The organism is Kluyvera ascorbata (genome assembly GCF_023195735.1).
Taxonomy (GTDB): domain Bacteria; phylum Pseudomonadota; class Gammaproteobacteria; order Enterobacterales; family Enterobacteriaceae; genus Kluyvera; species Kluyvera ascorbata.
Genome location: NZ_CP096201.1, coordinates 112,865 through 135,840, shown reverse-complemented (window position 1 = coordinate 135,840; position 22,976 = coordinate 112,865). Strand labels below are relative to the sequence as shown.

Genomic DNA, 22,976 nt, shown 5'->3' with positions numbered 1-22,976 from the left:
CGATGTCACAGGCGCACGACCCCGGCGGGATTGTGATAAAATGCGCGAATTCTGGTGTCCCCCTAACAGGAAAGAATCATGATGAGCCTGGCCGGTAAAAAAATTGTTCTCGGTGTCAGCGGCGGCATTGCTGCCTATAAAACGCCGGAACTCGTACGTCGCCTGCGCGACCGCGGCGCGGATGTGCGCGTTGCCATGACGGAAGCCGCAAAAGCTTTCATCACCCCACTAAGCCTGCAGGCCGTTTCCGGCTATCCGGTTTCCGACAGCCTGCTCGATACCGCAGCAGAAGCGGCAATGGGTCACATTGAGCTGGGGAAATGGGCTGACCTCGTGATTCTGGCGCCCGCTACGGCGGACCTGATTGCCCGCGTCGCCGCAGGGATGGCAAACGACCTGGTCTCTACCATCTGTCTGGCGACACCTTCGCCCATTGCCATCGCACCGGCCATGAACCAGCAGATGTATCGCGCCGCGGCCACCCAACACAATCTTGAAGTATTAGCCTCACGCAATATGCTCATCTGGGGCCCGGATAGCGGCAGTCAGGCCTGCGGCGACGTCGGTCCAGGACGCATGCTCGACCCACTGACAATTGTCGATATGGCCGCTGCGCACTTTTCGCCCGTCAAAGATTTGCAACATCTGAACATCATGATTACCGCTGGCCCAACTCGCGAACCGCTGGATCCGGTGCGTTACATCACCAACCACAGTTCCGGGAAAATGGGCTTTGCCATCGCCGAAGCAGCCGCACAGCGTGGTGCGAATGTCACCTTAGTCAGCGGCCCGGTATCGCTGCCAACCCCAGCTTTTGTGCAGCGCGTTGACGTGACCACCGCCGAAGAGATGAATGCAGCCGTTCAGGCAAGTGTCGCCGGGCAGCATATTTTCATCGGCTGTGCCGCCGTCGCGGATTATCGCGCCGCCGTCATTGCCGACGAAAAAATTAAGAAACAGGACACCCAGGGTGATGAATTCACAATAAAAATGGTGAAAAACCCCGACATCGTCGCCGGTGTGGCAGCAAGAAAAACAGAGCGACCTTATGTCGTAGGGTTTGCCGCCGAAACGAATAATGTGGAAGAATATGCGCGGCAAAAGCGTAGCCGCAAGAATCTTGATCTGATTTGTGCTAACGATGTTTCGCAATCAAATCAAGGCTTTAATAGCGATAACAACGCATTACACCTTTTCTGGCAGGACGGCGAGAAGCGCTTACCACTCGCCAGTAAGTCACTCCTGGGCCAACTATTATTGGACGAGATCGTTACCCGTTATGATGAAAAAAATCGACGTTAAGATTCTGGACTCGCGTATTGGTCAGCAGTTCCCGCTGCCTACCTATGCCACTGCTGGCTCTGCAGGCCTTGACCTGCGCGCCTGTCTTGATGACGCCGTAGAACTGGCGCCAGGCGAAACCACCTTACTGCCTACAGGGCTGGCGATTCACATTGCTGACCCCTCTCTGGCAGCCGTGATGCTTCCGCGCTCTGGCCTGGGCCACAAGCACGGTATCGTGCTGGGTAACCTGGTCGGGTTGATTGACTCCGACTATCAAGGTCAGCTGATGGTTTCTATCTGGAACCGTGGGCAAACGACCTTCACCATTGAGCCAGGCGAACGTGTTGCGCAAATGGTGTTTGTTCCTGTCGTACAGGCCGAGTTTAATCTGGTCGAATCGTTTGAAGCCACCGACCGTGGCGAAGGTGGTTTTGGCCACTCAGGGCGCCAGTAACTCGCCCTAAGGCGCACCCTGCAACGCGCGGTGCGCCCGTTTTTACGTATCTCACGGTGTCATAATGCGAATACATCACTGCAAATTATGATTGCGGTCACCGTGTGGATGCTCGCCTGACAATTGTTTTATTTTCAGGGGTATTTTAGAACATGGCAGAAAAGCAAACTGCGAAAAGGAATCGTCGCGAGGAAATACTTCAATCCCTGGCGTTGATGCTTGAGTCCAGCGATGGTAGCCAGCGTATTACCACGGCCAAGCTGGCCGCTTCCGTTGGTGTTTCCGAAGCAGCGCTGTACCGGCATTTTCCTAGCAAGACCCGCATGTTCGATAGCCTTATCGAGTTTATCGAAGATAGTCTGATTACCCGTATCAACCTGATCCTCAAAGACGAGAAGGACACCACCACTCGTTTACGTCTGATTGTGCTGTTGATTCTTGGCTTTGGTGAACTCAACCCGGGGCTGACCCGTATCCTGACCGGCCATGCGCTCATGTTTGAGCAGGATCGCCTGCAGGGACGTATTAACCAGCTGTTTGAGCGTATTGAAGCTCAGCTACGCCAGGTTCTGCGCGAGCGGAAAATGCGGGAAGGTGAAGGCTACGAAACGGATGAAACGCTGTTGGCAAGCCAATTGCTGGCTTTCTGTGAAGGGATGCTGTCGCGCTTTGTTCGCAGCGAATTCAAATACCGACCAACGGACGATTTCGACGCCCGCTGGCCGTTGATTGTTGCGCAACTGCAATAATGCACTCAAATAGCCCGGCAGACGCCGGGCTATTTTTTTATACGCCGTACGCCTCGCGATAAGCGCGCACTGAAGCCAGATGCTCTGCCATCTCCGGCTTTTCTTCCAGATAGGCGATCAGATCTTTCAGCGTAATGATCGAGATAACTTCACAGCCGTAGTCGCGTTCCACTTCCTGAATGGCTGAAATTTCGCCGCGTCCACGCTCTTGACGATCCAAAGAGATCAGCACGCCAGCAAGCTGCGCGCCGTTGGCCTGGATAATCTCCATCGATTCACGAATCGCGGTGCCCGCGGTGATCACATCGTCCACCAACATCACGCGCCCGGTCAGTGCACTACCTACCAGGTTGCCGCCTTCGCCGTGATCTTTAGCTTCTTTGCGGTTAAAGCAGTATGGGTAATCACGGTCGTGATGTTCCGCCAGCGCCACCGCCGTGGTCGTGGCAATAGGAATGCCTTTGTAGGCAGGCCCAAACAGCAGATCAAACTCAATACCGGAATCCACCAGCGCTTCGGCATAAAAACGGCCTAACAGTGCCAGATCGCGCCCGGTATTAAACAGCCCGGCGTTGAAGAAATAGGGGCTTTTGCGCCCGGATTTCAGCGTAAATTCGCCAAACTTAAGTACCTGCTTGTTAAGCGCAAACTCAATAAACTGGCGCTGATACGGTTTCATGGATTCGCTCCTCATCTCACTTTATTACGGACAAAAAAAAGGGCGACAACGTCGCCCTTAAAATCAATTCTCTAACGCCGCTTTCTGCGTCGCGATAATGGATTCGATACCCCCTCGGGCCAACGCCAGCAAGGTGAGTAACTCTTCGTGGCTGAACGGCTCGCCTTCCGCGGTGCCCTGAACTTCAATGATGCGCCCGTCTTCGGTCATCACCACGTTCATATCAGTTTCCGCCGCCGAGTCTTCAACGTATTCCAGGTCGCACAGCGCTTCGCCGTTGACGATACCGACAGAGACTGCGGCCACCATGCCTTTCATTGGGTTGGTTTTCAGCTTGCCAGCGGCAACCAGTTTACCCAGCGCATCGGCCAGTGCGACGCATGCACCGGTAATAGATGCGGTACGCGTGCCGCCGTCGGCCTGAATAACGTCGCAGTCCAGGGTGATGGTGAATTCGCCCAGCGCCTTCAGGTCTACCGCAGCGCGCAGCGCACGAGCAATCAGACGCTGAATTTCCATGGTACGACCGCCCTGCTTGCCTTTCGCCGCTTCACGGGCATTACGCGTGTGGGTCGCACGTGGCAGCATGCCGTACTCGGCTGTGATCCAGCCCTGCCCCTGGCCTTTCAGGAAACGGGGTACGCCTTCATCAATAGAGGCGGTGCACAGCACTTTGGTATCACCAAATTCGACCAGCACGGAGCCTTCAGCGTGTTTTGTATAATTACGGGTCAGGGTGACGGGACGCACCTGGTTGGCACTACGACCTGCTGGACGCATGATAGATATCTCCGGCTTGAAACGAATGTGGCGCGCATTATACACAAAATCATTCAAGCTGTATCAGGGCGGCAAGGGTGTGAGCCCAACTCAGAGACTGTTTGCAGGATAACGTGCATACGGATTAACGGCGCTTACTCCTATCCTCATAAGCCCCCGGAGGCTATAATCCCCCCATCTCTCCTTTAAAAACAGGAACGTCTATGATCCGCAGCATGACCGCCTATGCCCGCCGTGAAATCAAGGGTAGTTGGGGCAGCGCCGCTTGGGAACTGCGCTCTGTTAACCAGCGTTATCTCGAAACCTATTTCCGTCTGCCGGAGCAGTTCCGCAGCCTTGAACCCGTTGTTCGCGAACGCCTGCGTACCCGTTTAACTCGCGGTAAAGTAGAGTGCACCCTGCGCTTTGAGCCAGATGCCAGCGCACAAGGCGAACTGATTCTTAATGAAAACCTGGCCAAGCAGCTGGTTAACGCCGCGAACTGGGTCAAAATGCAGAGCGACGAAGGGGAAATTAACCCGGTCGATATTCTGCGCTGGCCGGGCGTGATGGCTGCTCAGGAGCAAGACCTGGATGCTATCGCCGCCGAGATCCTCAATGCGCTGGACGGCACGCTGGACGACTTTATCGTTGCCCGCGAAACCGAAGGCCAGGCGCTGAAAACGCTCATTGAGCAGCGTCTGGAAGGCGTCAGCGGCGAAGTGGCGAAAGTCCGCGCCCATATGCCTGAAATCCTGCAATGGCAGCGCGACCGCCTGGTTGCCAAGCTGGAAGACGCGGAAGTTCAGCTTGAGAACAACCGTCTGGAGCAGGAGCTGGTGCTGATGGCCCAGCGTATCGATGTAGCTGAAGAGTTAGATCGCCTCGAAGCGCACGTGAAAGAGACCTATAACATCCTGAAGAAAAAAGAAGCGGTTGGTCGCCGTCTGGACTTCATGATGCAGGAATTTAACCGTGAATCTAATACCTTAGCATCGAAATCAATTAACGCTGACGTCACTAACTCAGCTATCGAACTGAAAGTACTGATCGAGCAAATGCGCGAGCAGATTCAGAATATCGAGTAATTCAGGTTAGTTGATCCACGTGTAAACGCCCGTGTAAAGACGGGCGTTTTAATTTGGGTAGTTTCTTTTTCTACAGTAGCAGAGCATTATTACCAGCCCTTTATAAAAGGGTTGATTATGGAAGAGATTTGGCACTTAGGTATCACGTTAGACACATAATCCGTATGAGATTGCTTTTACATATACATGTAACGAGCTGCTTAACTTTTGTGTCGCAGTGCCGATCTAATTATATCTTAAGCATTGGTGGCTAGACTGGCCGCCTCCACCTTAAAGTAAGTTAAATCTATGCAATTCACGACTACTCAGAGTACACCAGCGTTTAGCTGGAAAGCCCTTGGCTGGGCCGTATTGTATTTTTGTTTCTTTTCAACAGTATTACAGATTGTTATCTATGCAACGGGCTACAGCGGGTCTAACGGGCTCCGTGACTCGATTCTCTTTAGTTTGTTGTGGCTAGTACCTGTCTTCCTGTTTCCAAAGAAAACTCGGATCATCGGTGCCCTAATCGGTGTCGTGCTCTGGGCAGCCTCACTTGCAGCAATCTGTTATTACGTTATTTATGGTCAGGAGTTTTCACAAAGCGTTTTATTCGTGATGTTTGAAACCAACACCAATGAAGCGGGTGAGTTCTTAAGCCAATATTTTAGCCTGAAGATTGTATTGGTCGCGGTAGTCTATACCGTTGTTGCCGTGCTGCTCTGGACCCGTCTGCGTCCGGTCTACATCCCAAAACCATGGCGCTGGCTTGTCTCCTTTGCCCTGCTTTACGGATTGATTTTAAACCCGCTTGCTAGCGGCGTGTTGATGAAAGGTAAACCTGTTGCCGATGTTCTGGACGGCCTTTCTGCTCGCCTTGGGCCAGCAGCGCCATGGCAGTTCATTACTGGCTATTACCAATATCACCACCAGCTGGATAATCTGACCCGGCTGCTTAACGACAACCATGCGCTGCCACCGCTGGCAAACCTGAAAGATAGCTCAGGGAATGCCCCGCGTACGCTGGTTCTGGTCATCGGTGAATCTACACAGCGTGGGCACATGAGCCTTTACGGCTATCCACGCGAAACCACGCCAGAGCTGGATGCGCTGCACAAGTCAGATCCGAACTTCACCGTTTTCAACGATGTTGTGACCTCTCGTCCTTATACCATTGAGATCCTTCAGCAGGCGCTGACCTTTGCCAACGAGCAGAATCCGGACCTGTATCTGACGAAGCCATCACTGATGAACCTGATGAAACAGGCGGGTTATAAAACCTTCTGGATCACCAACCAGCAGACGATGACCTCGCGTAATACCATGCTGACCGTGTTCTCTAAACAGACCGACAAGCAATTCTATATGAACCAGCAGCGTACCCAGAGCGCCCGCGAATACGACGCTAACGTCCTGGCACCGTTTAAAGAGGTTCTGGCAGACCCTGCACCGAAGAAATTTATCATCGTGCATCTGCTGGGCACACATATTAACTACGAGTACCGTTACCCGGAAAACTGGAATAAATTCTCGGGTAAAACCGACACGATGCCAGCTGGGCTAAGCAAGGATGAGCAGGACACGTATAACAACTACGACAATGCTAACCTGTACAACGATTTCGTCGTTTCCAGTCTGATTAAGGACTATAAAGCGACCGATCCGAATGGCTTCCTGCTGTACTTCTCTGACCATGGTGAAGAGGTTTATGACACGCCGCCGCACCACACGCAGGGGCGTAACGAGCTGGCACCAACGCGTCATATGTACACCATTCCGTTCCTGCTGTGGACGTCGGAAAAATGGCATCAGGAGCATCCTCGCGATTTCTCTCAGGATGTTAACCGCAAATACAGCAGCTCCGAGCTTATCCATACCTGGTCCGATCTGGCCGGTTTAACCTACGACGGATATGACCCTACCCGTGCGTTGACCAACCCGCAGTTTACAGAGACGACACGCTGGATTGGCAACCCATATGATAAAAAAACGCTAACCGATTACGACAAGCTGCCATTCGGCGAGCAAATCGGTAATCAGTAACGACTCCGGGCCGCTTCATCTTGAAGCGGCTTTTTTTCGCCTTGTTTGTTTTACTTCGTCGCTAAAAATAAATTATATTTTCTAATCACTAAAAAACGACCAAAACCACACAAAGCTTCAACCACAGAGAAAAAACACCAAAGTTATATTAGTTTTTATAATCAATACCATCTTGCCTTAGAAAATCTCAATCGTGACCAAGCGCACAAATCGCTACCCTCCAACCATTCTTTTTGGGAGCGAACATGTTACTGCATATCCTTTACCTTATCGGCATCACCGCTGAAGCAATGACCGGAGCCCTGGCTGCCGGGCGCCGCCGCATGGATACTTTTGGCGTTATCATCATCGCCACAGCCACTGCGCTTGGTGGCGGTTCCGTCCGCGATATGCTGCTTGGCCACTACCCATTAGGCTGGGTACAGCACCCTGAGTACATTATTACCGTCGCCATTGCGGCGGTACTTACCACGATTGTGGCACCGGTCATGCCACACCTGCGTCGTCTATTCCTGGTGTTGGATGCTATCGGCCTGATTGTTTTCTCGATCATTGGTGCACAGATAGCGCTGGATATGGGAGAAGGCCCAATCATCGCCGTCATTGCTGCCGTCATTACCGGCGTATTTGGTGGCGTTCTGCGAGATATGTTCTGTAAACGCATCCCGTTGGTATTCCAGAAAGAGCTTTACGCCGGTATATCGTTTGCCGCCGCCGTGCTGTACGTCGCGCTGCAGCAATACGTCAGCAACCATGATGTGGTGGTGATCTCAACGCTGCTCTTTGGTTTTACCGCACGTATGCTGGCGCTAAGACTCAAGCTCGGTCTGCCGGTTTTCCACTACCGTCACGAAACACACTAATTAAATCCCGCTATTCCTGATGACCCCAACGCTTCAACAAGCGAGCCAATCACGGGGTCATGAACAAACGCTGCCAGGCTACGTGCCTTCTCAACGCCGATACCCGGCAGCGTTTGCCAGCTCAGCTCATCACGCGACCGTAACTGCTCCCAGGAGCCATCATCGAGCGCCTTCAAGGCCATATCTGGCAACGGCACGCCTAACGCCTTTACCCAGCGTCGAAAAGGCTGTCTGCGCGTCATATCTAAACGGTGCCAAAGCCGCTGCGCGCGTTCAGTCGTCATACCTGGCGTTGACTGCAGCTGCTTTAGCGTCAGCCCAAGCCAGGAAAAGATATGGTCAAACGAATACGTTGTCGCAAGCTGGCTCCAGCCAACTTCACCCATCCCTTTAATATCCAGAACCGCTGGCTGCCCCAGCCAGATAAGGCGCGCTAAGAACTGCTCCCGGCAATCGTCGGTGCGATAAAAACAGGTGAGAGCGTGATAGGTGGACGCAGGAGGCCGCGCTTTTGTCCGGTCAAGAGCACGCCACACCACACTATCCAGGCGCGGAATACCCTGGCCTGCAAGGCTTACCAACAGCTGATCGCCCGTCGTGATATCCAGCGCCTGCCAGCGCGCCACCGACCCAATATTAACCCGCCGCACGCGCTTGTCGTCCAGCATGAATGACTCCAGCTCAGCAACAACGGAAATCTTTCCTGTTCGACCAATAGCAAAGTGGATACCGCTCACCTCAGCCACCTGCGATACCGGCTGATACTTCCACGCAACAACCCAATCACCCTGTGCAGGAAGCCAATTTGCGCCATCAGGTTCTTTTGCAGCGCGAACAACGATGCCATCCGTCGCAAAGGGTAATGCCGTGTTAAACCAGCGCGAACGCCAGTCAGCCACCTCTTTAACCTGTTTCACGGGATGCGTATAACGTGACGTGAGTGCAAAGCCAGAGGCGGCGAGCAAATCTAGCCGCTCACGCATAGAAGCAGGGCCATCAGGCCACGCCCACACAAACAGCGATAGCGCCGAGAGTGGCTCACCGCTGCCCTGCCGCATCAGCATACCCGCCACCTTTGAGCGTGCGTTCATGCCGCCCATTTGCCGCTGTACATGCCCCTCGGCGCCTAAAAAAATTTCACCCTGTAGGATGCTGTTTGCCATCCTGCCGCTCACGCTTTGCGGAATAGACGGAATACGCCTGGCTTTTTCGGTCCAGTCTTCCCCGCGTAAGCCATCCCCCCGGCTAATCACTTTATCCAAAGATCCATTCCGGTATTCCAGCGTCACCGCCACGCCATCGACTTTCGGCTGCACCCAGAGGTCTTCTCGCTCTTTCATCCAGACACCCACTGCGCGCTCATCCGCCAGCTTGCGCACGCCGGTATGAGCCACCGGATGTTTAATCGTCCTGCTGAGCGGCAACAGGCTGGTTTCCTCGGCGGATGTCACGCCAAAGCAGCGCTGCCACTGAGCAAGCCGTGCAGCAAGCTGGTCATACACGCCGTCGCTAACCTCGCTTGCGCCTTGCTGCCAGTAGGTTTTATTCCATTGCGAAATCTGACCTTTTAGTTGGGCAATTTCCTGCTCGGCCCTGGCAGGAGACCAGGCGGGACAGGCTGCCTGCACCTGGAGCGTAAGCAGCAATCCCACAACACTCATCCATGCTCTCATTTTCTTTCCCTCTCAAACGGATAGCCCGTTTTTAGCGCAGCCATTTTCACGATGCGAGAAGGGATCGAGGGTTTTACGAGCAGGCTTCAGGGAAAAAATCGTTGTTGCAGCAACAACAAGGGAGATCAGGAAAACGGCACGCAAAATGAAAGAAACTGGCACAAAAAATGTGACAAAGGCTACGTCGCGTGGCGGCGCCGTGTATAATAGGCTCGTATGTAAGTTCTCTTTCGATAATCACATACAAAAGACACTCATGGCTCAAGGCACGCTCTATATTGTTTCCGCCCCTAGCGGCGCGGGTAAATCCAGCCTGATTCAGGCTTTATTGAAAACCCAACCGTTGTACGACTCCCAGGTATCTGTTTCACATACCACGCGCGCGCCGCGTCCGGGTGAAGTGCACGGTGAACACTATTTCTTTGTCAATCACGACGATTTCAGAACGATGATTGGCGAAGGGGCATTCCTGGAACACGCAGAAGTCTTTGGCAACTATTACGGCACCTCGCGTCAGGCAATTGAGCAGGTACTGGCGACTGGCGTTGATGTCTTCCTCGATATCGACTGGCAAGGCGCTCAACAAATCCGTAAAAGCATGCCGGGCGCACGCAGCATCTTTATTCTGCCGCCGTCCAAAATTGAACTGGACCGTCGCCTGCGTGGCCGCGGACAGGACAGCGAAGAGGTTATCGCAAAACGTATGGCTCAGGCAGTTGCAGAAATGAGTCATTACGCGGAATATGATTACCTTATCGTCAATGATGATTTTGATACCGCGCTGGGTGACTTTAAAACCATCCTCCGGGCAGAACGTCTGCGTATGAGCCGCCAAAAGCAGCGACATGACGCTTTAATCAGCAAATTATTGGCAGACTGAACCCACTTTCAGTATCATGCCCAGTCCATCACTATCTGTGGAGCATTAAAGTATGGCACGCGTAACTGTTCAGGACGCTGTAGAAAAAATTGGTAACCGTTTTGACCTGGTACTGGTCGCCGCGCGTCGCGCTCGTCAGATGCAGGTAGGCGGAAAGGATCCGCTGGTTCCAGAAGAAAACGACAAAACCACCGTTATCGCACTGCGCGAAATCGAAGAAGGTCTGATCAACAACCAGATCCTCGACGTGCGCGAGCGCCAGGAACAACAAGAGCAGGAAGCCGCTGAATTACAAGCTGTTACCGCTATTGCTGAAGGTCGTCGTTAAACATAAGCGGGTCGCCCTTGTATCTGTTTGAGAGCCTGAATCAGCTGATTCAAAATTACCTGCCGGAAGACCAGATTAAGCGTCTGCGGCAGGCCTATCTCGTTGCACGTGACGCTCACGAGGGGCAGACACGTTCAAGCGGTGAACCCTATATCACGCACCCGGTAGCGGTAGCCTGCATTCTGGCCGAGATGAAACTCGACTATGAAACGCTGATGGCCGCCCTGCTGCATGACGTGATAGAAGATACCCCTGCCACCTACCAGGACATGGAGCAGCTCTTTGGTAAGAGCGTTGCTGAACTGGTAGAGGGGGTCTCTAAACTTGATAAACTCAAGTTCCGCGATAAGAAAGAAGCGCAGGCTGAAAACTTTCGCAAAATGATTATGGCGATGGTGCAGGATATCCGCGTCATCCTCATCAAGCTTGCCGACCGCACCCACAACATGCGCACGCTGGGCTCATTACGCCCGGACAAGCGTCGCCGCATCGCCCGTGAAACCCTCGAAATTTACAGCCCGCTGGCGCACCGTTTAGGTATCCACCACATCAAGACCGAGCTCGAAGAGCTGGGCTTTGAAGCGCTGTATCCAAACCGTTATCGCGTCATTAAAGAGGTGGTGAAAGCCGCGCGCGGTAACCGTAAAGAGATGATTCAGAAGATCCTTTCTGAAATTGAAGGGCGTTTGCAGGAAGCGGGAATTCCGTGTCGCGTTAGCGGTCGCGAGAAACATCTGTACTCTATCTACTGCAAAATGGTGCTGAAAGAGCAGCGTTTTCACTCGATCATGGATATCTACGCCTTCCGCGTTATCGTCCACGATCTGGATACCTGCTACCGCGTACTGGGCCAGATGCACAGCCTGTACAAACCGCGCCCAGGTCGCGTAAAAGACTACATCGCGATTCCAAAGGCCAACGGATATCAGTCGCTGCACACCTCCATGATTGGGCCACACGGTGTCCCGGTCGAAGTCCAGATCCGTACCGAAGACATGGATCAAATGGCAGAGATGGGTGTTGCCGCGCACTGGGCTTACAAAGAGCACGGTGGCGAAAGCAGTACAACCGCGCAAATCCGCGCCCAGCGCTGGATGCAAAGCCTGCTGGAATTGCAGCAGAGCGCCGGTAGCTCGTTTGAATTTATCGAGAGCGTTAAATCCGATCTCTTCCCGGATGAGATTTACGTTTTCACCCCGGAAGGCCGCATCGTCGAACTGCCCGCTGGCGCTACGCCGGTGGACTTCGCCTACGCCGTGCATACCGATATCGGCCATGCCTGCGTGGGCGCGCGCGTCGACCGTCAGCCTTACCCGCTGTCGCAGCCGCTCTCTAGCGGCCAGACGGTAGAAATCATCACCGCACCGGGCGCACGCCCGAATGCCGCATGGCTTAATTTTGTCGTCAGCTCGAAAGCGCGCGCCAAAATCCGTCAGATGCTGAAAAACCTCAAGCGCGACGACTCCGTCAGCCTGGGTCGCCGTCTGCTGAACCATGCGCTGGGCGGTAGCCGCAAGCTCGCGGAAATTCCGGCGGATCATGTTCAGCGCGAACTTGACCGTATGCGTCTTGCCACCCTCGACGACCTGCTGGCCGAAATTGGCCTGGGCAACGCTATGAGCGTGGTGGTGGCGAAAAACCTCCAGCAGGGTGAAGCAATACCGTCTGCACCAGGTGCCTCCGGGCACAGCCATCTGCCGATTAAAGGCGCAGACGGCGTGCTGATCACCTTCGCGAAATGCTGTCGCCCAATCCCTGGCGACCCGATCATCGCCCACGTTAGCCCGGGTAAAGGGTTAGTTATTCACCATGAATCCTGCCGCAACATTCGCGGCTATCAGAAAGAACCTGAGAAATTCATGGCGGTTGAGTGGGACAAAGAGACGGCGCAGGAATTTATCACCGAGATTAAGGTCGATATGTTCAACCATCAGGGGGCATTGGCCAACCTGACGGCAGCAATCAATACCGCAACGTCCAACATTCAAAGCCTGAATACGGAAGAGAAGGATGGCCGCGTTTATAGCGCCTTTATCCGCCTGACCGCACGTGACCGCGTGCACCTGGCGAATATCATGCGCAAAATCCGCGTGATGCCTGACGTTATCAAAGTCACCCGTAACCGAAACTAACGTTATGAACTTACAGCGTTATGCGCGTATCCGTGAGATGCTCGCCAGGCGTCAGCCTGACCTGACGGTCTGCATGGAAGAGGTTCACAAGCCTCATAATGTCTCGGCGATCGTTCGTACCGCCGACGCGGTAGGCGTACACGAAGTTCACGCGGTCTGGCCCAGCACCCGAATGCGCCCTATGGCATCCGCGGCAGGCAGCAACAGCTGGGTACAGGTGATAACCCATCCCACTATCGGTGATGCGGTAGGCCATTTAAAAGGCCAGGGCATGCAAATCCTGGCAACCAATCTGTCAGACAAATCGGTCGATTTCCGTGACATCGACTATACCCGCCCAACCTGTATTCTGATGGGGCAGGAAAAAACCGGTATCACTCAGGAAGCGTTAGCCCTCGCAGACCAGGACATCATCATTCCGATGATCGGCATGGTGCAGTCGCTCAACGTTTCCGTCGCCTCTGCGTTAATTCTCTACGAAGCCCAGCGCCAGCGTCAGAACGCCGGCATGTACCAACGCGAAAACAGCATGCTGCCGGTCGAAGAGCAGCAGCGTCTGCTGTTTGAAGGCGGCTACCCGGTGCTGGCACACGTCGCCAAACGCAAAGGCCTCCCTTATCCCCACGTCAACGAGCAGGGCGAAATTGAAGCCGATGCCACGTGGTGGTCCACTATGCAGGCTACGGAGTAACCGCCATGCAAAGCCGTCTGCTGGATGCCGTTCCGCTCAACACATTGACCGGCGTAGGCGCCGCGCAGAGCAGTCGGCTGGCGAAGATCGGTCTGCACACGGTGCAGGATTTGCTCCTGCATCTGCCGTTGCGCTACGAAGACCGCACCCAGCTTTATCCTATCGGTGAACTGCTTCCCGGCATCTACGTAACCGTGGAAGGCGAAGTCCTGAACTGCAATATCACCTTCGGCGGCCGCCGGATGATGACCTGCCAGATTAGCGACGGCACCGGCATCCTGACCATGCGCTTCTTCAACTTCAACGCAGCGATGAAAAACAGTCTCGCCACCGGGCGACGCGTACTGGCCTACGGTGAAGCGAAGCGCGGCAAGTACGGCGCGGAGATGATCCACCCGGAATATCGCGTTCAGGGCGACCTCAGCACGCCGGATTTGCAGGAGACCTTAACGCCGGTCTACCCCACCACTGAAGGCATTAAGCAGGCGACGCTGCGCAAGCTCACCGACCAGGCGCTGGATTTACTCGATACCTGCGCCATCAGCGAGCTGCTGCCGCCGGAACTGGCGCAGGGGATGATGAGTCTGCCGGAAGCGCTACGCACGCTGCATCGCCCGCCACCGTCACTCCAGCTCGCCGATTTAGAAACCGGTAAGCACCCCGCCCAGCAGCGTTTAATCCTTGAAGAGCTGCTGGCGCACAATCTCAGCATGCTGGCCTTACGCGCGGGCGCGCAGCGTTTTCACGCACAGCCTCTCAGCGCGAGCCGCGAGCTGAAAGATAAGTTTCTGGCCAATCTGCCGTTTAAGCCTACCGGCGCACAGGCCCGCGTGACGGCCGAAATTGAACACGATATGGCGCTGGATATACCGATGATGCGCCTGGTGCAGGGCGACGTCGGCTCCGGTAAAACGCTGGTTGCGGCACTGGCGGCGCTGCGCGCCATCGCGCACGGCAAACAGGTGGCGCTGATGGCACCGACCGAACTGCTCGCCGAACAGCACGCCAATAACTTCCGCGGCTGGTTTGCGCCACTCGGCATTGAAGTCGGCTGGTTAGCGGGCAAGCAGAAAGGCAAGGCGCGTCAGGCGCAGCAAGAGGCCATTGCCAGCGGCCAGGTGCAGATGATTGTCGGCACCCACGCTATCTTCCAGGAACAAGTGCAGTTTAACGGCCTGGCGCTGGTGATCATTGATGAACAGCACCGTTTTGGCGTTCATCAACGCCTCGCGCTGTGGGAAAAAGGCCAGCAGCAGGGCTTCCACCCGCATCAACTGATCATGACCGCCACCCCGATTCCACGCACCCTGGCGATGACCGCCTATGCCGATCTGGATACGTCGGTGATTGATGAACTGCCGCCGGGACGAACCCCGGTCACGACGGTCGCCATCCCGGATACCCGTCGCCATGACATTATCGACCGCGTACGCAACGCCTGTACCACCGAAGGCCGTCAGGCCTACTGGGTCTGCACGCTGATTGAGGAGTCTGACCTGCTGGAAGCCCAGGCGGCGGAAGCCACCTGCGAAGAGCTGAAGCTGGCGCTGCCGGAGCTGAATATCGGCCTTGTGCACGGGCGCATGAAGCCTGCCGAGAAGCAGGCCGTTATGCAGGCGTTCAAGCAGGGCGAACTGCATCTGCTGATTGCCACCACGGTCATTGAAGTGGGCGTCGACGTACCTAACGCCAGCCTGATGATTATTGAAAACCCGGAGCGTCTGGGGCTGGCACAGCTGCACCAGCTCAGAGGCCGCGTAGGCCGTGGCGCGGTGGCCTCACACTGCGTGCTGCTCTACAAAGCGCCACTGTCAAAAACCGCGCAAATGCGTTTGCAGGTGCTGCGCGACAGCAACGACGGCTTTGTGATTGCGCAAAAAGACCTCGAGATCCGCGGCCCCGGCGAACTGCTTGGCACCCGCCAGACCGGCAACGCCGAATTTAAAGTCGCCGATCTGCTGCGCGATCAGGCGATGATCCCCGAAGTTCAGCGCCTGGCACGCCATATTCACGACCGTTATCCACAGCAGGCCAATGCCCTGATTGAACGCTGGATGCCGGAAACCGAACGTTATTCCAACGCGTAGCAACACCCGCAGCCCCACAGGGGCTGTGCTAAACTTCGCACAATTTTACTTCCCTGGACGAGTTTGTAATGAGACGAGAACTGGCTATCGAATTTTCGCGCGTCACCGAAGCGGCGGCGCTGGCAGGCTACAAATGGCTGGGCCGCGGCGATAAGAACACCGCCGACGGCGCGGCGGTCAACGCCATGCGTATTATGCTCAACAAGGTCAACATTGACGGCACCATCGTCATTGGCGAAGGCGAAATCGATGAAGCGCCAATGCTCTACATCGGCGAGTCCGTCGGTACCGGTAATGGCGATGCGGTAGATATCGCCGTTGACCCAATCGAAGGCACCCGCATGACTGCGATGGGCCAGGCAAACGCGCTGGCGGTGCTGGCGGTAGGCGATAAAGGCTGCTTCCTCAACGCCCCTGATATGTACATGGAAAAGCTGATCGTCGGCCCTGGCGCGAAAGGTACTATCGATCTCAACAAACCGCTGGAAGAGAACCTGCGTAACGTCGCCCGCGCGCTGGACAAACCGCTGTCCGAATTAACCGTCACCATTCTTGCTAAACCACGTCACGACGAGGTTATCGTTGAGCTGCAAAAACTGGGCGTGCGCGTCTTTGCCATTCCTGATGGCGACGTTGCCGCCTCTATCCTGACCTGTATGCCAGACAGCGAAGTCGATGTGATGTACGGCATTGGCGGCGCGCCGGAAGGCGTCGTCTCTGCTGCGGTTATTCGCGCACTGGACGGTGACATGCACGGCCGCCTGCTGGCCCGCCATCACGTCAAAGGCGACAACGAAGAGAACCGCCGTATCGGTGAAAACGAGCTGGAACGCTGCAAGGCGATGGGCATTGAAGCGGGCGTGGTACTGACGCTCGACGACATGGCGCGCAGCGACAACGTTATCTTCTCTGCCACCGGTATTACCAAAGGCGACCTGCTGGACGGCATCACCCGCAAGGGCAATATCGCGACCACCGAGACGCTGCTGATCCGCGGAAAATCACGTACCATTCGCCGCATTCAGTCAATTCACTACCTCGATCGCAAAGACACTGAAATTCAGCGTCACATTCTCTGAATCATTTGATCAATAGAGCTTTCCAGCCCTTTCGGGCTGGAAATCTGCTCTCGTCACGGTGATGATAAGCTAACGATATTGAGGGGAGAGAGGCCATGGCTGACTGGGTTACCGGCAAAGTTGTTAAAGTGCAGAACTGGACTGACGCACTGTTTAGTCTCACCGTCCACGCTCCGGTTAAACCGTTCACCGCCGGGCAGTTTGCCAAGCTCGGGCTGGATATCGACGGCGAGCGCGTTCAGCGCGCCTACTCTTACGTTAACGCCCCACATAACCCCGATCTCGAGTTCTATCTGGTCACCGTACCGGACGGCAAGCTGAGCCCACGTCTTGCGGCGCTGAAGCCGGGCGATGACGTACTGGTCGTCAGCGAAGCGGCGGGCTTCTTTGTGCTTGAGGAAATTCCCGACTGCGAAACCCTGTGGATGCTGGCAACCGGCACCGCCATTGGGCCATACCTGTCGATTCTGGAAGAAGGCAAAGATCTGGAGCGCTTTAAAAATCTGGTGCTGGTTCACGCCGCGCGCTATGCCGCCGACTTAAGCTATCTGCCGCAAATGCGGGCGCTGGAAGAACGTTACGCCGGTAAGCTGCGTATTCAAACGGTTGTCAGCCGCGAAACCACGCCGGGCATGCTGACGGGGCGCGTACCTGCGCTCATTGAAAGCGGCGCGCTGGAAGCAGCGGTCGGCCTGCCGATGAATGCCGAAACCAGCCACGTGATGCTGTGCGGCAACCCGCAGATGGTGCGCGACACTCAACAACTGCTGAAAGAGACCCGACAGATGACCAAACACCTTCGCCGCCGCCCGGGCCATATGACCGCCGAACACTACTGGTGATCGGCGCGGTACTTCACGGCCTGCGTCTCTTTACCGTATTTATTTTCGCCCTGGGTGCCAACAAACGCGCCCAGGTCGATAAGCATCATCACGATAATCAGCGTCGGAATAAAGCGTCCTACGCCCCACTGCCAGACACCGGGCAGCATTGACCAGTTGCCCGCCAGCAGCATCCACGCCAAAATCATCAACAGCGCCCAGACGCCGGACTTGCCCCGGTCATGCAGCCGTTTAATCGTCACCGCCGCCGTCGGCCAGAGCAGGCAGACCAGCATAAATGCCGCGGTTTGCAGGTCAACCAGCCCGCCGCCCGCAAGGCTAAACAGCGCCACCATCGTCACCGCCCAGATGGCAATCCAGATCCAGAAATCACGGCGACCAATACGGCCTTTACCGGAAAATAACCATTGCTGTAGAGTCATGTACCCTTTCCTTTGTCGTTGTGCCGCATAGTGTACCCTGAAGCGGCCACATTTTGACAAGCGAGGCGGTTCCCGTTTTAATCGTCATCGTAAAAGAGGAGACGATAAGCATGAAAAAATGGATAACGCTGTGTCTGATTGGGCTCCTGACCCTGGGTGCCGCTCAGTCCGTGCTGTCGGCGCAGTCGCCTACGGCCGTGGCGCCGTATCTGTTATCGGGCGCGCCGGCTTTCGATCTCTCCATCAGTCAGTTCCGGGAAAAATTTAACGCCGACAACCCGACGCTGCAGCTTGGGGAGTTCAGGTCAATAACCTCCAGCCGCGACCAACTCAACATTACCCGTGCCGCTAGTAAGATAAACGAAAACCTCTACGCCTCCACGGCGCTGGAGCGCGGCACGCTGAAGATTAAGTCCATTCAGATAACCTGGCTGCCGATTCAGGGGCCAGAGCAGAAGGCGGCGAAGAATAAAGCGCTGGAATACATGAGTGCGCTGATGCGCGCCGTGATCCCCACGCTCACCAAACCACAAAGCCTGCAAAAACTGCAAAAGCTCCTTACGCTTGGGAAAGGTAAACATTACTTCGCCAGCACCGAGGGTGCCGTGCGCTATGTTGTCGCAGATAACGGTGAAAAAGGGCTGACCTTCGCCGTTGAACCGATTAAGCTGGCGCTATCTGAGAATCTTGAAGGGGAGAATAAATGATAAAAAGCAAAGCCTTCATGACATTCAATCTCTATACTGTTTCACAGACCATGCTGCCCTGACGGGCGGCCATATTCCTTAATTCGCTGATAAGCGTGGAGAATCGAAATGCGACATCCTTTAGTGATGGGTAACTGGAAACTGAACGGCAGCCGCCACATGGTAAACGAGCTGATTGCTAATCTGCGTACCGAACTGGCTGGCGTTGCTGGTTGTGGCGTTGCTATCGCGCCACCAGAAATGTACATCGATCTGGCTAAACACGCCGCTGCGGGCAGCCACATCCACCTGGGCGCGCAGAACGTTGACCTGAACCTGTCCGGCGCATTCACCGGCGAAACTTCCGCTGAAATGCTGAAAGATGTTGGCGCAACCTACATCATCATCGGCCACTCCGAGCGTCGTACCTACCACAAAGAATCTGACGAGCTGATCGCTAAGAAATTCGCGATTCTGAAAGAACAGGGTCTGATCCCAGTACTGTGCATCGGTGAAACCGAAGCAGAAAACGAAGCGGGCAAAACCGAAGAAGTTTGCGCACGCCAGATCGACGCGGTTCTGAAAACTCAGGGCGCAGCAGCCTTCGAAGGCGCAGTCATCGCTTACGAACCAGTATGGGCGATCGGTACCGGCAAATCTGCAACCCCAGCGCAGGCTCAGGCTGTTCACAAATTCATCCGTGACCACATTGCTAAAGCTGACGCGAAAATCGCTGAACAGGTTATCATCCAGTACGGCGGTTCCGTAAACGCAGGCAACGCTGCTGAGCTGTTCACCCAGCCAGACATCGATGGCGCGCTGGTTGGCGGTGCATCCCTGAAAGCTGACGCTTTCGCGGTGATCGTTAAAGCAGCAGAAGCGGCGAAAAAAGCGTAAGACATTCACGCGAAACCTCCCCGGATTCGGCATTCGCCTCGTCCGGGAGATCGGGTTCCCCGTAGCCCGGCCACGCGTAGCGCCGCTGGGAAGAACCGGCCATCAGGCCGGTTTTTTTATAATTTCCCCAGCACCTGATACCACGCATAATCCAGCGGCAACAGCAGCAGATAACTGACCGCCGCCAGCGCCAGACACAGCAGCATCCCCGCCCGCGCAGGCACCTTCCCTAACGCCATCGCCACCACAATTGGCGACGCCTGATACGGCAGCAGCGGCGTGGAATAACCCAGCACCTGAATCATAATGACGCTCAGCAGCGGGAAGCCGGTGGCATCAGAGAAGCTCTGGGCAAAGGTGGTATACAGCGCAGGTACGCCGTTTGCGGTCATGATAAAGTTCAGCGCGCTGGTAATGCCGGTTAACGCGAGGAAGCTGGTAAACGGCGCGTCTTCGCTGAGCGGCATAACGTGAAGCAGCGCATTACCCACCACGGCACCAATGCCGGTTTGCGTCACCGTAATGGCGAGCCCAAGGATCCCCGCCACGTAAATACAGGTGCGGATGTTCACTCCGCTGGCAAATTCATCGCCGTTAATAAATCCAACGCGCGGCAGCAGCGTGATGACCGCGGCCACCAGCCCCGTCCAGGCGGGCCCAATTCCGTGCAGGCTTTCGCTCACCCACAGCGTCAATACCACCGCCAACAGCCACGCCAGGCGCTTCTCATCCGCGCTCATTGGCGGTAGCGGCTCCAGGTCGCGCGGTGGATGGGGTTTCCCAGGGAACAGCCAGCAGATAAGCCCCACGAGCGCCGCCCCTTTCAACCAGCCTAATACCGGCGTATGCAGCAGCAGATACGGCACATAGTTAAGGTGAATACCGTAGGCCCCTTCCGCCGCGCCGCTCATCACCAGATTAGGCACGTTCGCGGGCAGAATGGTCGCAGAAAGCTGGAAGGTGCCGAAGCCAACGGCCAGCGCCAGCCCGTACCAGGCACGGGTACCGTCTTCGATGTCCGCGCGTTTGGCCATTGCCGCCACAATCGGCATCAGCAGCGCAATGCGCCCCATATTCGACGGCATCACGAACGCCAGCGCGTAGCTCAGCAGCACCACGCTACCCACCATGAGCAGCCAGGAGTCGGTGAGCCTTGAAGAGAGCGCCCGCGCGGCGCGATCCGCCAGCCCGGTCTTACGAATGGCAATACCGAGCACAAAACCGCTGAATACCAGCCAGAAGGCCGATGAAGCAAAACCGCCGAAGATAACGTCCGGTGGGGCAATTTTTGCGGTCATCGCCGCAGCAAAAAACAGCAGCGCAGTAATAAATTCCGGCAGCAGCGAGGTCGCCCACAGCAGGATGGTCACGCCAACAATCAGCGAGGGGAGGAACAGAGGGTGAGTAAACCAGAGCGACATACCTGTCTCCTGTCGTTTTTTTCACCAAGAATACGACGACAGAGTAGACAGGTAAACGCCAGATTAGGTGGGGTTATTGCAGGATTGCGCAGCGATGATCCTGAATTTCCTCAGCCGAGGCGCGGTTCAGGGTCAGCAGGTTACGCTCGGTCGCCAGCAGCAGCAGTGAGTCATCGCTTTGCTTCACCAGCGCCAGCGCAAAACGCCCCATATGGTCACGAGCTTCCGGCACTTCTTCCGCCAGCATCAGGAACGGGCTACGCTGCGCCAGCTCGTTTTCGGTAACCCGGCGCGCCAGATATTCATGCCCCATCAGGCCACCCGGCAACGGCAGCCAGCGGCTGCTGATGGCGGCGATATCGCCGTCCAACTGCTCGCGAACGTCTTTGCGCAGACAGGAAATATGGATGTGGAAATGATTCTGCGTCCGACCGGTGCGGGAATTGATGGTCAGGGAGATGGCGCTATCCGGCACTTCCGCGCCCCGTTTATCGCTCATGATCATGCGACGTTGCCACGCCTGCCAGAAGAAGTTCGGCGCTTGCGGGTCAAGCAGCAGCGGGCTTTCGGTGCCGTTGATACGGTAGGTTGGCATCAGCAGATATTGCAGCGGGCCGTTACGGTCTTTGAACAGGACGTAGCCGCCTTTTGGATTCACGTCGGCGCAGGGTGCCGGGGTGCGATGATTCAGCTGATTAGGCACGCATTGCTCTAGCACAATGTGGCGCAGCGCATCCGGGTTGCCGGAATGTAGCCAGTACCAGCCTCCCGCTCCCGCAGCAATCACCAACACTAGCAGCGCTGCCAGCAGGTATTTTAACCTTGTCATTTTGTCTCCCCAAATCAAACCAAGGGGGAAGAGTAACGTAGTTTGATGACCAAAAGAAAACGCCCGGTAAAATCACCGGGCGTTAAAGGGAGATTAACGCTTGCTAATCTGGTCGAAGGTGCCACCGTTAGAGAAGTGCTCTTTCTGCGCTTTTGTCCAGCCACCGAACTCGTCATCAATGGTGAAGAGCTTCAGTTTCGGGAATTCGTTTTCATACTTCTTCGCGACAGCCGGGTCACGTGGGCGATAGTAGTTCTTCGCCGCGATCTCCTGGCCTTCCGGTGAGTAGAGGTATTTCAGGTACGCTTCCGCTACCGCGGTGGTGCCTTTTTTCTCCGCCACTTTGTCGACCACGGAAACGGTCGGCTCGGCGAGGATAGATTCGCTTGGGGTGACAATCTCAAACTTGTCTTTACCCAGTTCGTTCGCCGCCAGCAGCGCTTCGTTTTCCCACGCAATCAGCACATCGCCGATACCGCGTTCTACGAAGGTATTCGTCGAACCGCGAGCACCGGAGTCCAACACTTCCACGTTCTTATACAGCGCCTTCACGAAGTCCTGCGCTTTGGCCTGATCGTTGTTGTTGTGATGCAGCGCGTAGCCCCAGGCTGCCAGGTAGTTCCAGCGAGCGCCGCCGGAGCTTTTCGGGTTCGGGGTAATCACGGAAACGCCCGGTTTAATCAGGTCGTTCCAGTCATGAATCTGTTTCGGGTTGCCTTTACGCACCAGGAACACGATGGTGGAGGTGTACGGCGCGGAGTTATCCGGCAGACGTTTGATCCAGTTTTTGTCGATGCGGCCGCGCTCGGCAATGGCGTCAACGTCATAGGCCAGCGCCAGCGTTACCACGTCGGCATCAATGCCGTTAATCACGGAAGTGGCCTGTTTGCCGGAGCCGCCGTGCGACTGACGAATCACCACGTTATCACCGGTCTCTTTTTTCCAGTGCGCGCTGAACGCCTTGTTGTATTGTTCGTACAGTTCACGCGTCGGATCGTACGACACGTTGAGTAATTGGATGTCCTTAGCCAGTACGCTGGTAGTAGCCAGCAAAAGAGTTAACCCCACGCCCCACTTATTCATCGCCCGCTCTCTTATCTGTTGTGTTGTA

At 55.5% G+C, this 22,976-nt stretch carries 22 protein-coding genes; 15 read left to right on the top strand and 7 right to left on the bottom strand.

Annotation, left to right across the window (positions count from 1 at the left end; translation table 11 throughout):
• Positions 1–81: 81 nt before the first annotated feature.
• From coaBC to slmA, 3 genes are all read left to right on the top strand, one after another.
• Positions 82–1,302, top strand: coding sequence for a bifunctional phosphopantothenoylcysteine decarboxylase/phosphopantothenate--cysteine ligase CoaBC (gene coaBC / locus MY052_RS00630; protein ID WP_115074401.1), 1,221 nt, complete (start codon positions 82–84; stop codon positions 1,300–1,302).
• Entirely contained in the window at positions 1,280–1,738 is a 459-nt protein-coding gene (gene dut, locus MY052_RS00625) for a dUTP diphosphatase (RefSeq protein WP_035895829.1), read from the top strand. Before coaBC ends, dut begins: the two co-directional genes overlap by 23 nt.
• 152 nt (positions 1,739–1,890) lie before the next feature.
• Entirely contained in the window at positions 1,891–2,487 is a 597-nt protein-coding gene (gene slmA, locus MY052_RS00620; RefSeq protein ID WP_035895831.1) for a nucleoid occlusion factor SlmA, read from the top strand.
• A gap of 37 nt (positions 2,488–2,524) precedes the next feature.
• On the opposite strand, the gene pyrE is transcribed toward slmA, so the two are convergent.
• Together pyrE and rph are read right to left on the bottom strand one after the other, a co-directional pair.
• The gene (gene pyrE / locus MY052_RS00615) at positions 2,525–3,166 is read right to left on the bottom strand and encodes an orotate phosphoribosyltransferase (protein WP_035895833.1); all 642 of its coding nucleotides are present in this window, start codon (positions 3,164–3,166) and stop codon (positions 2,525–2,527) included.
• A 63-nt stretch (positions 3,167–3,229) separates the two neighbouring features.
• Positions 3,230–3,946 (bottom strand): ribonuclease PH, encoded by a 717-nt coding sequence (gene rph, locus MY052_RS00610; RefSeq protein ID WP_248538030.1) that lies wholly within the window; start codon positions 3,944–3,946, stop codon positions 3,230–3,232.
• Between the two features lie 203 nt (positions 3,947–4,149).
• On the opposite strand from rph, the gene MY052_RS00605 reads away from it, so the two are divergent.
• The 3 genes from MY052_RS00605 to MY052_RS00595 all read left to right on the top strand — a co-directional run bounded on the left by MY052_RS00605 (position 4,150) and on the right by MY052_RS00595 (position 7,898).
• Entirely contained in the window at positions 4,150–5,013 is an 864-nt protein-coding gene (locus MY052_RS00605) for a YicC/YloC family endoribonuclease (protein ID WP_202216968.1), read from the top strand.
• Positions 5,014–5,301: 288 nt separating this feature from the next.
• Positions 5,302–7,035: a phosphoethanolamine transferase CptA gene (locus tag MY052_RS00600; protein WP_035895839.1), complete on the top strand. Its 1,734-nt coding sequence runs from the start codon at positions 5,302–5,304 to the stop codon at positions 7,033–7,035.
• A gap of 245 nt (positions 7,036–7,280) precedes the next feature.
• Positions 7,281–7,898, top strand: coding sequence for a trimeric intracellular cation channel family protein (locus MY052_RS00595; RefSeq protein ID WP_035895841.1), 618 nt, complete (start codon positions 7,281–7,283; stop codon positions 7,896–7,898).
• On the opposite strand, the gene ligB is transcribed toward MY052_RS00595, so the two are convergent.
• Entirely contained in the window at positions 7,895–9,571 is a 1,677-nt protein-coding gene (gene ligB, locus MY052_RS00590) for an NAD-dependent DNA ligase LigB (protein ID WP_420828627.1), read from the bottom strand. The genes MY052_RS00595 and ligB overlap by 4 nt on opposite strands.
• 256 nt (positions 9,572–9,827) lie before the next feature.
• On the opposite strand from ligB, the gene gmk reads away from it, so the two are divergent.
• From gmk to fpr, 7 genes are all read left to right on the top strand, one after another.
• On the top strand, positions 9,828–10,451 hold the full coding sequence (gmk, locus tag MY052_RS00585) for a guanylate kinase (protein WP_035895845.1): 624 nt from the start codon (positions 9,828–9,830) through the stop codon (positions 10,449–10,451).
• Positions 10,452–10,503: 52 nt separating this feature from the next.
• The gene (gene rpoZ / locus MY052_RS00580) at positions 10,504–10,779 is read left to right on the top strand and encodes a DNA-directed RNA polymerase subunit omega (protein ID WP_000135058.1); all 276 of its coding nucleotides are present in this window, start codon (positions 10,504–10,506) and stop codon (positions 10,777–10,779) included.
• 17 nt (positions 10,780–10,796) lie between these two features.
• Entirely contained in the window at positions 10,797–12,911 is a 2,115-nt protein-coding gene (gene spoT, locus MY052_RS00575) for a bifunctional GTP diphosphokinase/guanosine-3',5'-bis pyrophosphate 3'-pyrophosphohydrolase (RefSeq protein WP_035895850.1), read from the top strand.
• Between the two features lie 4 nt (positions 12,912–12,915).
• Positions 12,916–13,602, top strand: coding sequence for a tRNA (guanosine(18)-2'-O)-methyltransferase TrmH (gene trmH, locus MY052_RS00570; protein ID WP_035895852.1), 687 nt, complete (start codon positions 12,916–12,918; stop codon positions 13,600–13,602).
• Positions 13,603–13,607: 5 nt separating this feature from the next.
• Positions 13,608–15,689: an ATP-dependent DNA helicase RecG gene (gene recG, locus MY052_RS00565; RefSeq protein WP_202216963.1), complete on the top strand. Its 2,082-nt coding sequence runs from the start codon at positions 13,608–13,610 to the stop codon at positions 15,687–15,689.
• Positions 15,690–15,757: 68 nt separating this feature from the next.
• A complete protein-coding gene (gene glpX / locus MY052_RS00560) occupies positions 15,758–16,768 on the top strand; it encodes a class II fructose-bisphosphatase (protein ID WP_035895857.1) in 1,011 nt (336 codons plus the stop codon).
• 95 nt (positions 16,769–16,863) lie between these two features.
• Complete coding sequence (fpr, locus tag MY052_RS00555) at positions 16,864–17,610, top strand: ferredoxin--NADP(+) reductase (RefSeq protein WP_248538028.1); 747 nt, start codon at positions 16,864–16,866, stop codon at positions 17,608–17,610.
• On the opposite strand, the gene MY052_RS00550 is transcribed toward fpr, so the two are convergent.
• Positions 17,601–18,032 (bottom strand): DUF805 domain-containing protein, encoded by a 432-nt coding sequence (locus tag MY052_RS00550; RefSeq protein ID WP_248538027.1) that lies wholly within the window; start codon positions 18,030–18,032, stop codon positions 17,601–17,603. The genes fpr and MY052_RS00550 overlap by 10 nt on opposite strands.
• Before the next feature lie 110 nt (positions 18,033–18,142).
• Between MY052_RS00550 and MY052_RS00545 the strand changes: the two genes are divergently transcribed.
• Entirely contained in the window at positions 18,143–18,739 is a 597-nt protein-coding gene (locus MY052_RS00545; protein WP_123651028.1) for a DUF1454 family protein, read from the top strand.
• Positions 18,740–18,847: 108 nt separating this feature from the next.
• On the top strand, positions 18,848–19,615 hold the full coding sequence (tpiA, locus tag MY052_RS00540) for a triose-phosphate isomerase (protein WP_035895862.1): 768 nt from the start codon (positions 18,848–18,850) through the stop codon (positions 19,613–19,615).
• 116 nt (positions 19,616–19,731) lie between these two features.
• Here the strand turns inward: tpiA and MY052_RS00535 are convergent, their stop codons facing one another.
• The 3 genes from MY052_RS00535 to sbp form a co-directional block, all read right to left on the bottom strand.
• On the bottom strand, positions 19,732–21,036 hold the full coding sequence (locus MY052_RS00535) for an SLC13 family permease (protein WP_248538026.1): 1,305 nt from the start codon (positions 21,034–21,036) through the stop codon (positions 19,732–19,734).
• A 73-nt stretch (positions 21,037–21,109) separates the two neighbouring features.
• Complete coding sequence (locus MY052_RS00530; RefSeq protein ID WP_248538025.1) at positions 21,110–21,865, bottom strand: CDP-diacylglycerol diphosphatase; 756 nt, start codon at positions 21,863–21,865, stop codon at positions 21,110–21,112.
• Positions 21,866–21,958: 93 nt separating this feature from the next.
• Complete coding sequence (gene sbp, locus MY052_RS00525) at positions 21,959–22,948, bottom strand: sulfate/thiosulfate ABC transporter substrate-binding protein Sbp (RefSeq protein WP_123651026.1); 990 nt, start codon at positions 22,946–22,948, stop codon at positions 21,959–21,961.
• Positions 22,949–22,976: the final 28 nt, after the last annotated feature.

What these genes read in the sequence shown, in the direction of transcription:
- coaBC (WP_115074401.1), top strand. Translation starts at nt 82, where the DNA reads ATGAGCCTGGCCGGTAAAAAAATTGTTCTCGGTGTCAGCGGCGGCATT.
- dut (WP_035895829.1), top strand. Translation starts at nt 1,280, where the DNA reads ATGATGAAAAAAATCGACGTTAAGATTCTGGACTCGCGTATTGGTCAG.
- slmA (WP_035895831.1), top strand. Translation starts at nt 1,891, where the DNA reads ATGGCAGAAAAGCAAACTGCGAAAAGGAATCGTCGCGAGGAAATACTT.
- pyrE (WP_035895833.1), bottom strand. Translation starts at nt 3,166, where the DNA reads ATGAAACCGTATCAGCGCCAGTTTATTGAGTTTGCGCTTAACAAGCAG.
- rph (WP_248538030.1), bottom strand. Translation starts at nt 3,946, where the DNA reads ATGCGTCCAGCAGGTCGTAGTGCCAACCAGGTGCGTCCCGTCACCCTG.
- MY052_RS00605 (WP_202216968.1), top strand. Translation starts at nt 4,150, where the DNA reads ATGATCCGCAGCATGACCGCCTATGCCCGCCGTGAAATCAAGGGTAGT.
- MY052_RS00600 (WP_035895839.1), top strand. Translation starts at nt 5,302, where the DNA reads ATGCAATTCACGACTACTCAGAGTACACCAGCGTTTAGCTGGAAAGCC.
- MY052_RS00595 (WP_035895841.1), top strand. Translation starts at nt 7,281, where the DNA reads ATGTTACTGCATATCCTTTACCTTATCGGCATCACCGCTGAAGCAATG.
- ligB (WP_420828627.1), bottom strand. Translation starts at nt 9,571, where the DNA reads ATGAGAGCATGGATGAGTGTTGTGGGATTGCTGCTTACGCTCCAGGTG.
- gmk (WP_035895845.1), top strand. Translation starts at nt 9,828, where the DNA reads ATGGCTCAAGGCACGCTCTATATTGTTTCCGCCCCTAGCGGCGCGGGT.
- rpoZ (WP_000135058.1), top strand. Translation starts at nt 10,504, where the DNA reads ATGGCACGCGTAACTGTTCAGGACGCTGTAGAAAAAATTGGTAACCGT.
- trmH (WP_035895852.1), top strand. Translation starts at nt 12,916, where the DNA reads ATGAACTTACAGCGTTATGCGCGTATCCGTGAGATGCTCGCCAGGCGT.
- recG (WP_202216963.1), top strand. Translation starts at nt 13,608, where the DNA reads ATGCAAAGCCGTCTGCTGGATGCCGTTCCGCTCAACACATTGACCGGC.
- glpX (WP_035895857.1), top strand. Translation starts at nt 15,758, where the DNA reads ATGAGACGAGAACTGGCTATCGAATTTTCGCGCGTCACCGAAGCGGCG.
- fpr (WP_248538028.1), top strand. Translation starts at nt 16,864, where the DNA reads ATGGCTGACTGGGTTACCGGCAAAGTTGTTAAAGTGCAGAACTGGACT.
- MY052_RS00550 (WP_248538027.1), bottom strand. Translation starts at nt 18,032, where the DNA reads ATGACTCTACAGCAATGGTTATTTTCCGGTAAAGGCCGTATTGGTCGC.
- MY052_RS00545 (WP_123651028.1), top strand. Translation starts at nt 18,143, where the DNA reads ATGAAAAAATGGATAACGCTGTGTCTGATTGGGCTCCTGACCCTGGGT.
- tpiA (WP_035895862.1), top strand. Translation starts at nt 18,848, where the DNA reads ATGCGACATCCTTTAGTGATGGGTAACTGGAAACTGAACGGCAGCCGC.
- MY052_RS00535 (WP_248538026.1), bottom strand. Translation starts at nt 21,036, where the DNA reads ATGTCGCTCTGGTTTACTCACCCTCTGTTCCTCCCCTCGCTGATTGTT.
- MY052_RS00530 (WP_248538025.1), bottom strand. Translation starts at nt 21,865, where the DNA reads ATGACAAGGTTAAAATACCTGCTGGCAGCGCTGCTAGTGTTGGTGATT.
- sbp (WP_123651026.1), bottom strand. Translation starts at nt 22,948, where the DNA reads ATGAATAAGTGGGGCGTGGGGTTAACTCTTTTGCTGGCTACTACCAGC.